General features: G+C 51.5%; 16 protein-coding genes, 1 tRNA gene, 1 rRNA gene and 1 pseudogene. 14 read left to right on the plus strand and 5 right to left on the minus strand.

What is annotated here, in order from left to right:
• The 12 genes from rrf to EC836_RS17445 form a co-directional block, all read left to right on the plus strand.
• Positions 1–88: ribosomal RNA gene (gene rrf, locus EC836_RS17390) — 5S ribosomal RNA — on the plus strand; the annotation flags it as partial.
• Positions 89–187: 99 nt separating this feature from the next.
• Positions 188–264: transfer RNA gene (locus EC836_RS17395), tRNA-Asp, on the plus strand.
• A 687-nt stretch (positions 265–951) separates the two neighbouring features.
• Entirely contained in the window at positions 952–1,932 is a 981-nt protein-coding gene (locus EC836_RS17400; RefSeq protein ID WP_123335422.1) for a 6-phosphofructokinase, read from the plus strand.
• Between the two features lie 9 nt (positions 1,933–1,941).
• Entirely contained in the window at positions 1,942–2,232 is a 291-nt protein-coding gene (locus tag EC836_RS17405) for a PTS sugar transporter subunit IIB (RefSeq protein WP_123335424.1), read from the plus strand.
• Between the two features lie 15 nt (positions 2,233–2,247).
• On the plus strand, positions 2,248–3,585 hold the full coding sequence (locus EC836_RS17410) for a PTS sugar transporter subunit IIC (protein WP_123335426.1): 1,338 nt from the start codon (positions 2,248–2,250) through the stop codon (positions 3,583–3,585).
• An 8-nt stretch (positions 3,586–3,593) separates the two neighbouring features.
• Positions 3,594–3,866, plus strand: coding sequence for a hypothetical protein (locus EC836_RS17415; protein ID WP_123335428.1), 273 nt, complete (start codon positions 3,594–3,596; stop codon positions 3,864–3,866).
• Positions 3,867–3,872: 6 nt separating this feature from the next.
• Positions 3,873–4,310 (plus strand): PTS sugar transporter subunit IIA, encoded by a 438-nt coding sequence (locus EC836_RS17420; protein WP_123335430.1) that lies wholly within the window; start codon positions 3,873–3,875, stop codon positions 4,308–4,310.
• Positions 4,307–4,846: an AAA family ATPase gene (locus EC836_RS17425; RefSeq protein WP_123335432.1), complete on the plus strand. Its 540-nt coding sequence runs from the start codon at positions 4,307–4,309 to the stop codon at positions 4,844–4,846. The genes EC836_RS17420 and EC836_RS17425 overlap by 4 nt, the downstream gene beginning before the upstream one ends.
• A 39-nt stretch (positions 4,847–4,885) precedes the next feature.
• Positions 4,886–5,797 carry a tagatose-bisphosphate aldolase gene (locus EC836_RS17430; RefSeq protein ID WP_123335435.1) on the plus strand — a complete coding sequence of 304 codons (912 nt, stop codon included), beginning with the start codon at positions 4,886–4,888 and terminating at the stop codon, positions 5,795–5,797.
• A gap of 83 nt (positions 5,798–5,880) precedes the next feature.
• Positions 5,881–6,564: an HAD family phosphatase gene (locus EC836_RS17435; protein WP_123335437.1), complete on the plus strand. Its 684-nt coding sequence runs from the start codon at positions 5,881–5,883 to the stop codon at positions 6,562–6,564.
• Positions 6,565–6,800: 236 nt separating this feature from the next.
• Positions 6,801–7,604, plus strand: coding sequence for an endonuclease/exonuclease/phosphatase family protein (locus EC836_RS17440; protein ID WP_123335440.1), 804 nt, complete (start codon positions 6,801–6,803; stop codon positions 7,602–7,604).
• 15 nt (positions 7,605–7,619) lie between these two features.
• Entirely contained in the window at positions 7,620–8,384 is a 765-nt protein-coding gene (locus EC836_RS17445) for a class I SAM-dependent methyltransferase (protein WP_123335442.1), read from the plus strand.
• A 3-nt stretch (positions 8,385–8,387) separates the two neighbouring features.
• Here the strand turns inward: EC836_RS17445 and EC836_RS17450 are convergent, their stop codons facing one another.
• The 4 genes from EC836_RS17450 to gloB form a co-directional block, all read right to left on the minus strand.
• Entirely contained in the window at positions 8,388–9,089 is a 702-nt protein-coding gene (locus tag EC836_RS17450) for a cyclase family protein (protein WP_123335444.1), read from the minus strand.
• Position 9,090: 1 nt separating this feature from the next.
• Complete coding sequence (locus EC836_RS17455; protein WP_123335446.1) at positions 9,091–10,446, minus strand: MFS transporter; 1,356 nt, start codon at positions 10,444–10,446, stop codon at positions 9,091–9,093.
• A 301-nt stretch (positions 10,447–10,747) separates the two neighbouring features.
• Positions 10,748–12,130 carry a murein transglycosylase D gene (gene mltD / locus EC836_RS17460; RefSeq protein ID WP_123335448.1) on the minus strand — a complete coding sequence of 461 codons (1,383 nt, stop codon included), beginning with the start codon at positions 12,128–12,130 and terminating at the stop codon, positions 10,748–10,750.
• 71 nt (positions 12,131–12,201) lie between these two features.
• Positions 12,202–12,957, minus strand: a complete 756-nt coding sequence (gloB, locus tag EC836_RS17465; protein ID WP_123335450.1) for a hydroxyacylglutathione hydrolase — start codon at positions 12,955–12,957, stop codon at positions 12,202–12,204.
• A gap of 103 nt (positions 12,958–13,060) precedes the next feature.
• Between gloB and EC836_RS17470 the strand changes: the two genes are divergently transcribed.
• Positions 13,061–13,792 (plus strand): class I SAM-dependent methyltransferase, encoded by a 732-nt coding sequence (locus EC836_RS17470; RefSeq protein WP_123335452.1) that lies wholly within the window; start codon positions 13,061–13,063, stop codon positions 13,790–13,792.
• Here EC836_RS17470 and rnhA read toward each other — a convergent pair.
• Positions 13,777–14,345: pseudogene (gene rnhA, locus EC836_RS17475) on the minus strand (ribonuclease HI). The gene EC836_RS17470 and the pseudogene rnhA sit on opposite strands and share 16 nt — an antisense overlap.
• Here rnhA and dnaQ point away from each other — a divergent pair.
• Complete coding sequence (dnaQ, locus tag EC836_RS17480) at positions 14,296–15,048, plus strand: DNA polymerase III subunit epsilon (RefSeq protein WP_123335456.1); 753 nt, start codon at positions 14,296–14,298, stop codon at positions 15,046–15,048. The pseudogene rnhA and the gene dnaQ sit on opposite strands and share 50 nt — an antisense overlap.
• The last annotated feature ends 116 nt before the right edge of the window (positions 15,049–15,164 follow it).

The raw sequence follows: 15,164 nt of genomic DNA on the forward strand, positions 1-15,164 counted from the left end.
CTGACCCCATGCCGAACTCAGAAGTGAAACGCCGTAGCGCCGATGGTAGTGTGGGGTCTCCCCATGCGAGAGTAGGGAACTGCCAGGCATCAAATTAAGATCCTTAACGGATCGTGACTTTACCCCTGACAAGGTAAAGGCGAAACACCTGAAATCAGACGTTTTCTGATATCAGTACAGAATCGGTGGAGCGGTAGTTCAGTTGGTTAGAATACCTGCCTGTCACGCAGGGGGTCGCGGGTTCGAGCCCCGTCCGTTCCGCCACTTATTACGATAGCCCTGAGCATTAGCTCAGGGCTTTTTCGTTTTGACATCTTCATATCCCTCTTATATTTACAACCCCTCCTCGGGCGTTCTGGCTTCACTGCTATCGTGTCATCATATCCCCTCGGCTTCTACAGATGCCACGCTAGCCTTCCTAAATCCGCACACCATCGCATCTTCATACTGACATCTACATCTACCAGCACCTTCACTCCTTGATACCTTCATATCTTGATATCTTTCGTAACTTCTATCTGCTACAACCGTTCACCTTTGCGCCTTCAGGTCTGCACAACATCGTATCTTCATACGCACACTCATCACACCTCCACACCTCTATTCCCACTGCGGGGAGGACCCGCCCTGCTCTTACCCAAATCTCAGAACCCAGATTAATGTGAAATTAATCACAAAATAGCGAATCGTTTATTTAAGCCAGGCAGAAGAAATAGCACTACATGGATCACATAATATTTTTTGTTTTATATCAATTGGTTATTGAGTTTTCTATAAAATAACCGATTAAAATAAGTGATTTACATCACAAAAATAGCTTTATTATCAGGCTGTCAATACCCGGTAATAGCCAAAATCGTTTCAAAAATGAGACATGCTTCAAAAAATTATATTCATGGTTCTCTAACATTCACTGCACGTTTTCCGGTGAAGGTATATCCGAGGTCAGCCATGAAAATAGGATTAGTAATAAGCGGTGGTGATGTCAGCGGAATGAATAACTTTTTATTTCAGATTGACCGTATGACGGAAGCTGAAATAGTGATTTTCGATGGCGGAATTAATGGCCTGATTGAAAATCGCTGCAAGGATATATCCCGTCGCGATCTGGTTGATTTATCGATTTCGTCCGTGCCGATTATTGCTTCAGGAAGAAAAGAAGATAAGTGCAGACGTTTGGACTATGAGCGAATTGCTAAAAATATACGTCAAAAGAAATTAGACTGTTTAATCATGGGAGGAGGAGACGGTTCTTTCCAGTTTTTAAAAGTCCTCAGCAGTTACGATATCAACTGTTATGGCGTGGGTATGACGATTGATAATGACATCACGGGGAATAGCTATACCATCGGTTTTTCTACCGCCTGCGAGCAGGTGATTAGTGAGGTTGAGAAATTACGTAATACGGGGCGCGGCTTACCGGGTCGAATTTTCATGATTGAGCTGCTCGGCGGCTATTGTGGTGAATTGACCCTGCAGGCTGCGCTAAAAAGCAATGCGGATATTGCTTTGATCCCCGAAGTACCGTGGGACATAGACGTTCTGGCAGGGCGGATAAAACAAAAAATCGACAGCCAGAATAGCGTGATAATACTCTGTTCGGAGGGTTACACCAAAGAGTACACCCCAGGATTCCAGGGCGCTATCGATACGATGATCGGTAAGCTCGAACATAAAATTGGTATTAGGATAAGAAAAACTATATTGGGATATGGATTACGCAGCGGTAAGCCTACCGGTGAAGAGATTATTCAAGGCGCTATTCTTGCAGAGGAAGTCGTGCGATGCATCAAAAGCGGCCTGATCAATAAAGTCATTGTTATGAACAACAATAATAAAGCAATACCGATCGATCTTGAAAATTCCGACAAACGTTTAGTGGATGAAGATAGTAACCTCTACAAACTGGCTAAAATAAATAACCTTATCTGAGGTATTAACATGCTTAAAGTACTCTGCGTATGTGGTTGTGGTCTTGGCTCAAGTTTTGCGATTGAGATGAGCGCAAAATCCGTATTACAAAAACTCTGTATTGATGCTGATATTGAGCACACTACGGTATCCGAAGCCTCCTCATTCAAATATGACATTATTCTGACGCAGAAAATGTTCGCTGATGTATTAACATCGGATGCCAGCGAAGATCAAAAAAAGAAAGTCATTATATTAAATAAGCTCACTGATAAAAAAGAAATAGAAGAAAAAATCCTCGCCTATATGAACTCAAACTGAAACTTGGGGTGACAAGTGGACGCTATTATTCATTTTATTGTGAAAGACTTTCTCGGCCAGGCTTCAATACTGATTGCATTGATCGCCATGCTGGGATTGATCTTACAGAAGAAATCCGTCGGTAAAACCATTGAGGGCACCTTCAAAACGCTACTGGGCCTTTTGATCATGATGGCGGGCATCAATATCATTGTTGCCGCCTTAACCTTCCTCAACGACATCTTTACCAGCGGTTTTGGTATGCAGGGCTACATAACCGACGTTGCGGCTATTGCAGGCGTAGCGAATCGTGAGCTGGGCTCGGAAGTGGCATTGACGCTGTTAGTGATTTTTGCCGTCAACATCCTTATTGCCCGCATCACGCCGTTTAAATATATCTTCCTGACCGGGCAGGCGCTGCTGTGGATGGCGACCATCGGCACCGTGATTGGCTATAAAGCCGGTTTGACGGGGGCTACGTTGATTCTGACCGGGGGGATCTTCGGCGGCATAATGGCGGTACTGATGCCGGCCATCGCCCAGCCAATCGTCCGTAAGATCACGGATTCCGATGATGTTGCACTGGGGCATTTCTGTACCATCGGCTACCTGGTACAGGCGGCGGTTGCCAGAGCCATTGGCAAGAACTCGCGCTCAACTGAAGACCTGACGCTGCCGGACAACTTCAAGTTCCTGCAGGACACCTATCTGTCGATGGCCGTTATCATGGTGCCGATGTATATCATTCCAGCCATTTTCGCCGGGCCTGACTATATCGCACAGTTCTCCAACGGCACCAACTACATCATGTTTTCATTTATGCAGTCGATGCAGTTTGTTGCCGGGGTCTTTGTCTTATATAGCGGCGTACGCCTGCTGCTTAACGAGTTGGTACCGGCCTTCCGTGGTATCGCCATGCGCCTGGTGCCGAATGCTAAACCCGCTCTCGACTGTCCGGTACTGTTTCCGTATGCCCCTAATGCGGTGATTGTTGGCTTCCTGGCCACCACCGTGGGGTCGATTATCGGCATGATTGTGTTCCCTATGTTTGGTCTGGCGATGATCCTGCCGGGTCTGCTCACCAACTTTTTCGCCGGTGGTGCTGCGGGGGTGTTTGGCAACGCAATGGGAGGACGCAAGGGCGCGATTATTGGCGGTGTGGTACACGGTCTGTTTATTACCCTGCTGCCGGCAATCCTGGTGCCTCTGCTGGAAACCTTCGGCTTTAAAGGCGTCACCTTCAGTGATTCAGATGTGATCGCGACCGGGCTGGTTCTCGGCCACGCCTTCCAGAATGAATGGCCATTTGTCATCGGCTTTATCGCCTTCGTCGTATTTATCGTCTGGTTCGCCAACAGAAAATTGAGCAAGTAGGAGGAAGTATGTTCTCAAAGCTAAAGCAAATTTTCAGCCCGGCAAATTCAGCAGAGGAAACGGATAATAATGAACAGGCCGATACAATTACCGCTGAGTTGATCTCGCTTGAGTCTGAACTGGCGAGGAATCCCGCGGATAATAATGCGCAGAAAACATTAATGGTTAAATATAACCAGGCAATAAAGATTTATTCATCCAGCAAGGCATATCGCCATCGTGTAGATGATGTCTTCATCAAAATGGATGAGCTAAGGAATACCATCCGAAAAAATATATGAGGTAACATGAGCATAAAAGCCTTTCTTGCAAAGAACCAGTATATTCAAGTCCAGATGGAAGTCGATTCCTGGAATGAAATCATTCACCAGGCGGCAAAACCATTAATTGACGGTGGATTTGTTACTGAGAGCTATCCACAGGCGGTTATTGATAATACGCTCGAATACGGTGCTTATTATGTCTTTGATGAAGGGATTGCTATTCCCCATGCGCGACCGGAATGTGGCGTCATTAAAGACTGCTTTAGTATGGTGACATTAAATAAACCGACGTCGATTAACGGCAGCCCTCCGGTAGATATCGTTGTGATGTTCGGCGGTGTGAATGGGGACTCCCATATCACCGAAGGCATAGCATCCATAGTTGGACTGCTGGAGCAGGAGGAGACGTTACGGCATATCAGGCAAGCGAAAACGATTGATGAAATTATCGGGCTATTATGAAAACACTGATTTTAGTCAACGGTATCCCGGCATCCGGTAAGAGTTCAGTCGCGAAAGTTATTGCCGATTATTTTTCTTATCCGGTGTTGAGTATCGATGAAATTAAAGAACCTTTTATGGTTCAGTTCGCGGATGTTATCGACAGGCCACTAAATAGAAAGCTGGGTTATGCGGCCTATGAGTCCATGTTTAACATTGTGCAGTCTTCTCCACCGGAAACGGTATTTATTATGGATGCCTGGTTTGGATTTCGTGATAAATCGGTGCTTGAGGGGTATTTGAAAAAAATCGGCGAGGTCAGCGTGTTAGAAGTCTGGGTTAAGGCCTCGCCCAGTCTGGTGGCCGAGCGATATAAAAATCGCTGTCACTGCCGGGTGAAAGGCCATCCGGGTGAGGAATATATCCCTGAGCTTATTTTGCTAGCAGAGCGTGCGCAGCCAATGTGCCTGGGGAAACTTTATACCTTTGAGCAGAATATTAGCGGCAGCTATGACGAACTGATTAGCTGGGTCAAAGAAAATAATCAGCGTAATTAATCTCTATTTACTGACTCTCTCCCTATGAGGAATAAAATTATGAACAAAATGACAACGGCAGAACGACGTGGTTATCAAATGATTTGCGATGCCACTGGTTCAATGATGGTGGTTGCCTGTGACCAGCGTGGCGGTATGCGTACTTTACTGGCGGCAACGCCAGAAGAGCAGGCGCTCATTAGTAATGAAACCTTAGGAAAAACGAAATACGATATTACCGCCTATCTGGCTTCTCAGGCTGGCTGTGTGCTGGTCGACCCGATCTGTGCCGTTCCGGGGATCATTGACGAAGGCGTGGTGCCGCGCGATACAGGCCTGCTGATTGGTCTGGATGCCTCCGGCTGGAGTACGTCACCGGAAGGGTATCGCATTTCTAACATGGTGGAAGGGATCACCGCCCGTAAGGTTCGCGAGCTGGGGGCGACGGGCGGCAAGATAATGATCTATCTGCGCAGCGATAAGCCGGAAGCCAACGTGGCCAACCTGCAGACGTTACGCGATGTGATCGCCGACTTCGCCCACGAGGATCTGTTCCTGGTGGTTGAGTTTCTGACCTATCAGCTGGAAGGTGAGAGCAAAGAGGACTACCAGAGCAAAATCCCTCAGCTGATTCAGGAAGGCTGCCAGGTTTGCATAGAGTGCGGATCTAAAGTCCTGAAAATCCCTTATCCGGGGAGCGAACAGTCTTGTGCGGCGGTCACGGATATCTGCGGTGATGTACCGTGGGCCGTGCTGTCTGCCGGGGTCGATCATTCCACTTTCCTCACCCAGGTGGATATCTCTCTGCGCAACGGTGCTTCCGGGGTGATTGCAGGGCGTTCACTGTGGAAGGACTGCATCTCGCTTGACCGTAATGTGTCGAAGGAGAAGCTCTCTTCGATTGCGGTGTCGCGGCTTCGCGATATCCAGCAGCTGTTGGTGAAGTATAAAAAGCAACTGAACGTGGCCTGACAGACAGGCTGGGAGCGTAAACAGTTAACCTTCGGGCGGCGCTTAGCCGCCCTTCGTACACGAGACGTGGTGAAAAACAGACAATGAAGACCCTGGATTTGATCATCTTTGATTGTGACGGCGTGCTGATTGATTCTGAAATTATCGGTATTCGATTAGCGGTCTCGCTGCTGAATCAGCACGGTGTAGACATTGACGTTGCCGGTTTTACGCGTTTATACAGCGGTCTCGACTGGGATGCGCTAATCGAGCGAGTCAGCCAGGATCGAGGCGTGAGCCTGCCCGCCAACATCGGTGAGGATTTTTACCCCCGGCTGATGGCGGCCTTTGCCAGCGATCTGGAAAGGATCGCGGGCAGCATGGAGGTGGTCAGCGCGATTGCCACGCCGAAATGCATCTGCTCCAATTCCGGTAGCGAACAGCTGGACGCTGTGCTTACGCAGGTTGGACTAAAAAGCCTGTTCGCACCGCATGTCTATTCGGCGAGGGATTTGGGACCGGGGCGAGGTAAGCCTGAGCCGGATATTTTTCTGCACGGCGCACGGCAGTTTGATGCGCGGCCGGGTAACACGCTGGTGATTGAAGACTCGGTACACGGCGTGATGGCCGCAAAACGGGCCGGTATGTACGTGGTGGGTTTTACCGGTGGTTCACATACTACCCCGGATCACGCCGATCGGCTCATCGCCGCAGGGGCGGATGTGGCGATCGATTCGCTGTATCGCCTGCCTGAAGAGGTTGAACGCTTTCGGCGGCGTGCTTCATGACTGCCGTGCCATATCTTCTGTAGACGCGTTTGCCTGTGGGGCAGGGTGAGAGCCAAAGCGGTTCAGTCAGTCCCCCAGGCCGCTGGCAAAAGCGGCAGTCTGTTCGTCAGCACACTGTTTGCATTTACTTACGGAGAAGGCCGGGGAATTACAGCGCGGTGATTGAAACTGCACGGCAAAGCCCCTATAACTGAAAGATGGAAAGCATCCTTCGTTGTAACAGTGCAGGCAATAACGTGCGAAAAAAGACTTATGCCATGAGATATGTAGCAGGGCAGCCAGCGGAACGTATTTTTCCGCCGGGGTCGATGCTTCATGTCGGGCAGGCATTACCGCCTGGCGCGCCGCTTACCACGGAAACCTCGCTGAAAGTTCTGGTCTGGAATATCTTCAAGCAGCAGCGGGCCGAGTGGCTGTCGGTGCTGCAAAACTTTGGGAAAGATGCGCATCTGGTGCTTCTGCAGGAGGCGCAAACCACCCCTGAGCTGGTGCGCTTTGCCACCAGTAACTACCTTGCGGCAGACCAGGTTCCCGCTTTCGTACTGCCACAGCATCCCTCAGGCGTGATGACGCTGGCATCCGCGCACCCGGTTTACTGCTGCCCGCTGCGTGAGCGTGAACCGCTGCTGCGGCTCTCCAAGTCCGCCCTGGTGACCGCCTATCCGCTGCCGAACAGCCAGATGCTGATGGTGGTGAACATCCATGCGGTAAATTTCAGCATCGGCATAGATGTCTACAGCAAGCAGCTGGGGCCGATTGGTGAGCAAATCATGCATCATCAGGGGCCGGTGATTATGGCCGGAGACTTTAATGCCTGGAGCCGTCAGCGCATCAATGCCCTGTATCGTTTTTCCCGAGAAATGGGCCTGCGCGAAGTGCGCTTCACCGACGATCATCGTCGTAAGGCCTTCGGCCGCCCGCTTGATTTTGTTTTCTACCGTGGCATGGGTGTAGCCGAAGCCTCGGTGCTGGTCACCACGGCCTCCGATCACAATCCGCTACTGGTGGAGTTCCACTCCCGCTCCGTGGACACCTTCTGAAATTTAAGGATTTTTATGGCAGCCCGGCATCACGATCACGTCGATAAGCAGTTTGGCGAACAGGCAGGTGCCTATCTGACCAGCGCAGTACACGCCAGCGGGCGCGATCTGGTTAAGCTGAGCGAACGCCTCTATGCGGCATCTGACGCGCGGGTGCTGGATTTAGGCTGCGGTGCCGGGCACGCCAGCTTTATTGCCGCACAGCACGTTAAAGAGGTTGTGGCTTACGATCTGTCAGAAAAAATGCTGACAGTGGTGGCGCAGACGGCAAAGGAACGGGGCTATCACCATCTGACCATCCGGCAGGGCTATGCGGAAAAACTACCGTTTGCCAACGATGAATTTGATATCGTCATCAGCCGCTATTCCGCTCACCACTGGCATGATGTTGGCAGTGCGCTGCGTGAAGTCCGTCGCGTACTGAAACCGGGTGGCAAAGCCATTTTCATGGACGTGAATGCGCCGGGAAATCCGGTGCTGGATATCTGGCTGCAGACCGTTGAAGCCCTGCGTGATACCTCGCACGTCAGGGACTATTCTCCCGGTGAATGGCTGACGCTGTTTACGGAGTCAGGGCTGTCCATCGGATCGATTTCTCATGACCGACTGGAGCTGGAATTTACCAGCTGGGTTGAGCGCATGCGTACGCCACAGGTCATGGTGCAGGCCATCCGCGCCTACCAACACTCCGCGCCCAGCGACGTTCAGCGATACTATGCACTGCAACCCGACGGCAGCTTTACCACGGACATCATTTTCATTGAGGCCAGCAGGCCCTGAGCCTTATTCCTGCTCCACCAGGGCAATCGCCCGCACCGGCGAGGCCGATGCGCCTTTAATCCTCAGCGGTAGCGCGATAAAGGTAAACGACGTGGGCAGACAGTGCAGATTGGCCAGATTTTCGACGATCAGGCAGTCAGAACCCAGCACGGCATGATGCGCCGGATGCCCCTCGCTGCTGAAGCTGTCCAGCGACATCGCATCGGTGCCAAACACGGTGACCCCTTTATCAATCAGATAGCGCGCCCCTTCGCCCGACAGCCCCGGCCAGTCCTGCAGAAAAGCCCGGTGATGGGGGCGGGGATGCCATTTTTTATCATAACCGGTGCGAAAAATGACGATATCGCCTGAAGCTATCGCACCTTGTTGCTCTTCCCACTGCAGAATTTGTTCGAGGGTGATTACCCCGTTTTTCTCAACGTGGGACATATCCAGGCAGCGTCCCCGCCCCGTGAGCTGGCGGACATCGATACCGTCGATGGTTTTCCCTTCGGCAATAAAGTGAATCGGTGCATCCACGTGGGTGCCACAGTGATCGCCAAGGCTGAGCTGGCAGTTATAGTTGCCGTCTCCCGCGTCATAGTCTTCTGAACGATGGCAGAAAAACTTGCCGTGAGTCGGCCATACCGGCATGAACTCCTCATAGGGATGGCTCAGCTCAATCAAACGGTGGCGGCTCAGCAGATTAACCAGTTCAGTGCTCATATCAGGCCTTTTTAACGTTAACGGTTTCTTTAATTAACCAGAGTGGAATACAGGAAATCACCAGCACGGCCGCAATCACCAGGTAGTGCGTGGTGAAGCCGTAGCTGTGGATGATCCAGCCGCTGACCGGTGCCACCAGAATACCGGCGATACCGACCGCCAGGCCGATCATCAGCCCCATACTTGATGCGGCGGCACGGGGTGACGAATCAATTAACAGCGCATAGGCCACCGGGAAAGGCGAGTTGCGGAAAAGTCCCCAGAAGATAAGAATGGCCCATGCCAGCGCGGCTGAGTGGATAAAGACGCACAGCGCAGCGGCGAGGATCCAGCCCGCGATGATAATCGTCAGGGAGCGTTTGCGTCCTTTGACGTCAGAGAAACTTCCCCAGACGATCTGACCAATCCATCCGGTCAGGCCGGAAGCCCCGGAGATGATTGCCGCCGTAGAGAGATCCAGACCCACTTCCCGGGTTAACTGTAGCGTCAGAAAGTTAGCAATGCCCATCTCCGCCCAGGTAAAACCGAAAATCAGCAGTATCGCTAACTGGCAGTTACGATTTTTCAGGCAGGACAGAACATTAGCCCAGATGGAAGACTGCTCAACGGTCTGCTGCAGGGATTCCGTTACCGGCGGCGTGAGCCCGTTTTCAACAATCCATTGATTGACCTTATCGTGGTTTTTCTTGGTTCCCAGCAACAGCTGAGCCACTAAAATCACCAGCCCAATCATCGGAATAAACAGAAACGCTTCACGCCAGGTGGCAAAGGCCAGAATAGCGGCAATCAGCACCGGCCCGATAAACTGGCCAAGGGGAAAACCGGTATGGTGAACGCCAATCGCAAATCCGCGATTTTCCTTCTGCCACCACTCACCCAGCAGGGCAACGTTAATCGGTTCGGAGCCGCCGGTGCCCATGCCCATCGCCACGCGGAGTGCCTGAAACATACCGAGCGTTTTACAAAATGCGGTCGCCACGCCGGATACCACCTCAACCAGTACCGCCACGCACCAGCTGTAGCAGCGTTTATGCCCGGTCCCGACCCAGTCCGAAAATAAACCGAACAGAATGGCGCCCGTTAACGTGCCGACAAAGCTGAGTGAATTGAGCCAGCCGGCCTGCACCTCAGTGAGATTAAACGACGTCATGATCGCCGGTAGCAGCGTGGGCAAAATAATTCGGTCGATAGAGTTCATCAAAATGGCGAGCGTAGTGATCACCAGCATCCACCATGAAACAGGATGCGCTCGGGGAATAAAACGCATCAACCCGCGCCTGGCCGGATGCTGATGAGGCAGCGGCGGTGCGGTTGTGCTTTCGGCCCGCTGGGCCATTTCTGAAGAGGGATGAGTCATATCCTGTGCCTTTGAAATCGACGTTATTGGTGCCGCTCTGGTGATGCTCTGTCAGAGCGAGATCCCTGGTGTTGTTATTTTTCTCGTGTTTTTAGATCAAAAATTAAACACGTATCTAACATTAGATTTCAGGTGTACTACCATACAAGAGGGGGTGCACAATAACCCGATCTGCATCACAGTCGCTGCACAGGAAGCGCTAGCGGGATCACATATTGCACAAGGGAGGGGATGACATTGGGGGAAGGGAAAACAAAAAAGCCAATCCGGAGATTGGCTTTTTAACTGGTATAACAACAAATTAGCTGTCTGGCGTTGCGTTGTTATCTACGAACAACGTCAGCTTGTCGCCCGGCTGAAGATTTTTGGCATTATTAGCAACGCTGTTCCAGCGCACTACATCCTTAATATTCACACCGTGACGCTTCGCAATACTGGCCAGAGAATCACCCTTACGAACCTGATAGGTGATGCTGTCGCCGTTATTTGCCAGCCGCGTACTGCTGCTGCTTCCCAGGCTCAATACCTGACCGGGTTTGATGCTGGCCGTGCGCAGATTATTCGCGCGCTGCAACGTCTTCACCGGAATGCTCAGGCGCTTGGCGATAGCGGACAACGTATCACCGTTACGCACCTTGTAGGTGGTCGGGGAAACACTGTTCTTCGCCAGCGACGTTGGCTGAACGGCCGCAATATCACCTTCTGCCAGCGAGTTACGCAACTGAGCAACGTTGGACTTCGGAACCATAATGTAGTGAGGACCATTAGGGGCCGTCGTACCGCGTTTATACCCGGTGTTAAAGCTTTTCAGCTTGCTCAGCGACATGCCCGCCATATCGGCGGCCTGCGTCAGCTCAATCTGCTGACCGACTTCAACACGGGCCAGTGCACGCGTTTCATTCGTCGTTGGCAGTCGTATACCATAACGCTTGCTGTCCTTGAGCAACTGCCCCAGAGCCAGCATTTTCGGGACGTAAACCGTCGTCTCGCGCGGCAGCGCCAGCGACCAGAAATCCGTCGGCCGCCCTTTGGCTTTATTCGCCTTCATGGCTTTCATCACGCGGCCTTCACCACTGTTATAGGCGGCTACCGTTAGTAGCCAGTCGCCGTCAAACATGTCGTTAAGGCGCTGCATCATATCCAGAGCAACTTTCGTCGATGCGACAATATCACGTCGCCCGTCGTACCATTGATTCTGTTTCAAGCCGTAGTTTCGCCCCGTTTGCGGCACAATCTGCCAGATGCCAGCGGCATTCGCAGATGATGTTGCATGGGGGTCAAAAGCGCTCTCCACTATGGGTAGTAGTACCAGTTCCATCGGCATTTTGCGTTGCTTAATCTGCTCGACTATCCAGTACATATACGGCTCTGCCCGTAATGTTACATCGTGGAGATAGCTCTTGTTCTTCAGGTACTTCTGTTTCTGTTCGCGTATCCGGTAATTATCCGGAACCTTCATCTTCAGCTCGTCGCTAATGAAATTCCACAGATCCTGACCCTGCGCAAGGCCGGTTCCGTCGTCCTGCCATCGAGGGGACAACATTGAATCTGAGTACTGTCCATTTTCACCTTGACCTGCCGAAGACAAACTCTGTGCATGCTGTTCAGGAATGTTGGCATCATGCTTTGATGCCTGGCACCCCACCAGCAAGACCGAGGCGAGAATTATCGCTTTAGCCTTCATGTGTGTGTCAATAGTTCGCTTAAAAGACGAGCAATAATACGTGCTCGCCCCCCTCATGACAACCTAAAATATCAAAAGTGGTCTTTCTTCGCGCGTAACGCCGCAAATACCTGCCACTCATGTTGCATAGTTGTTTCTAAACCAATTAACTTCTGTAATTCAGTATCTTGCGTCATTAAAAAAACATTAATTTTTCGCTCAAGTTCCAGTTTTGTCGGTAAAGTTATGTGGTTTTTTGAGCGTAACTCCTTAATTTTAAGCAGATAGCGCTCTATTTCCTTATGTTGCGGATAAATCGCGTGTGAAAAAGTTAAATTCGATAATGTGTATTCATGCGCGCAACAAACGAGCGTATCGGCCGGAAGTGAGTTAAGTTTCTGAAAGGACTCGAACATTTGTTTAGGTGTTCCCTCGAACAGTCTTCCGCAGCCGCCGGAAAACAGCGTGTCTCCACAGAAAAGATAAGGGGAACTGTAATATGAGATATGTCCCAAAGTGTGACCGGGCGTAGCATAAATATCGAATTCCAGCCCAAGAATTTTGACTTTTTCGCCTTCAGCGACGATGTTGGTGGCCCCTTTATCCTGGGTTTCCTGCGGACCGTACACCGTAATATTGGGATACTGAGCCCGTATTTCAGCCACGCCACCGACATGATCGTGATGGTGATGGGTCAGTAAAATCGCGACCGGCTGCCACTGATTTTGGGACAGGGTGCGCAAAACCGGCGCTGCTTCTCCCGGATCGACAATCAGACAGCGGCCCTCGCTGTCATTTAACATCCAGATGTAGTTATCCTGAAGTGCCGGAATGCTGATAAGATTCATATTCACCTCTCTATACTTTTCATCAGTGACGTCGCGTTAGCTGTTCTGTAGCTACGTTAATCAGACTGGGTATGTACTCATAATGGATAGAAGATGGTAAAGCATGAAGCCTGCTAAAACACGCCAAATCCGCCACGTGCCTGACTCATGGTCGCAAATCCCCTGCGGTGAGTTTTATCGTGATGCGCTGGCCCATCATCTGCGACCCAGCCTGGCCAAACTGTATGGCTTCCATCTGCTCAAAGTGGGAGATTTGAGTGCGGAAATTGATACGGAAGCCTGTGCCATCTCTCATCAGGTCAACGTGGGATTGAAGGGCGATAAGCTCCAGGTGAAGGCCGATCCGCTCAGCCTGCCGTTTGAATCGAAATCGGTGGATGCCTGCCTGCTGGCCCACACGCTGGCCTGGAGCAGCGATCCGCATCGCATCCTGCGCGAAGTCGACAGGGTATTAATTGATGACGGCTGGATGCTGATAACCGGCTTCAACCTGTTCAGTATGCTGGGCGTCGGCAAACTGATCCCGGGCGTTCACCGTATGATCCCCTGGAACAGTCGGATGTTTACCCAGATGCGGCTGCTGGACTGGCTGAGCCTGCTGAATTATGAAGTGGTACAGCGCTGTGGTTTTCAGGTACTGCCCTGGAGCCGACAGGGCGGGAAAATGATCAGCACGCATCTGCCCGCGCTGGGCTGCCTGAATCTCATCGTGGCCCGCAAGCGCACCTTCCCGCTGATTATGAATCCGGCGAAAAAGAGCGCCAGCAAGGCGAAACTCCAGACGGTGGGGGCAACCCGCCAGTTTCATTCGCGGTTCCCTCAGGAACCCGACTGATAGCCGACGTCATCAAAGGTGGGATGACCCGCCGCGCTGCGGGCCAGTTCGTCACAGCGCTCGTTTTCGATATGACCGGCGTGGCCTTTTACCCACATCCAGTTCACCTCATGATGGCCGAGTGCGCTGTCGAGGCGCTGCCACAGATCGACGTTTTTAACCGGCTTCTTATCCGCCGTTTTCCAGCCGCGTTTCTTCCAGTTATGGATCCAACTGGTGATCCCCTGGCGCACGTACTGGCTGTCGGTACTCAGAACGACCTTACAGGGCTTGTTAAGTGCCTCAAGCGCCACAATCGCCGCCATCATCTCCATGCGGTTATTGGTGGTCAGATGGAACCCGGCGCTGAACTCTTTTTCATGCTCGCCGTAGCGCAGAATCGCGCCGTATCCACCGGGGCCGGGGTTGCCGAGGCAAGAACCATCGGTGAAAATTTCTACCTGCTTAAGCATCTCTGGTAGACTCCCTGTAGAAAAACGCCAAGTCTGACATAAACGGGTCCTATGAGCACAGTAAATACCACACGCCAGATCGTACTTGATACCGAAACCACCGGTATGAACATGATTGGTACCCACTATGAAGGGCACTGCATCATTGAAATTGGTGCGGTGGAGGTGATTAACCGCCGCCTGACCGGCAATAACTTCCACGTTTATCTGAAGCCCGATCGGCTGGTGGACCCGGAAGCGTTTGGCGTTCACGGCATCGCCGACGAATTCCTTGCCGACAAGCCGACCTTTGCGGACATTGCCGATGACTTTCTTGCCTACATCGACGGCGCGGAGCTGGTCATCCACAACGCCTCGTTCGATATTGGCTTCATGGACTATGAGTTCGGCAAGCTCAAACGCAATATCCCGAAAACGGGAACCTTCTGCCAGATAACGGACAGCCTGGCGATGGCGCGCCGGATGTTTCCCGGTAAGCGTAACAGCCTGGATGCCCTGTGCTCGCGTTATGAAATAGATAACAGCAAGCGAACGCTGCACGGCGCACTGCTTGACTCCGAAATCCTGGCGGAAGTCTTCCTGATCATGACCGGCGGCCAGACGTCGCTGTCGTTTTCAATGGAAGGCGAAAAGGAAGAACAAAACGGCGGCGATACCATTCATCGCATTGCGCGTCCTTCATCGGGGCTGCGTGTGCTGCGCGCCAGCGAAGATGAACTGGCCGAGCATGAAAAACGTCTGGATCTGGTGCAGAAGAAGGGCGGCAGCTGCCTGTGGCGACCACAAGAAATTAATGTGGAGTAAGTCACTAAAAACGCGCAATAAAACCGCGTAGAGAGCAAAAAAAGACCAGTTGAAATAATTCTGAATAAAAAGCGTTGACGAACGTTTTGTCGATCCGTAATATCCGATTCGTTCCC

The organism is Erwinia sp. JUb26 (assembly GCF_003751505.1).
In the GTDB taxonomy this organism is placed as follows: Bacteria; Pseudomonadota; Gammaproteobacteria; order Enterobacterales; family Enterobacteriaceae; genus Erwinia.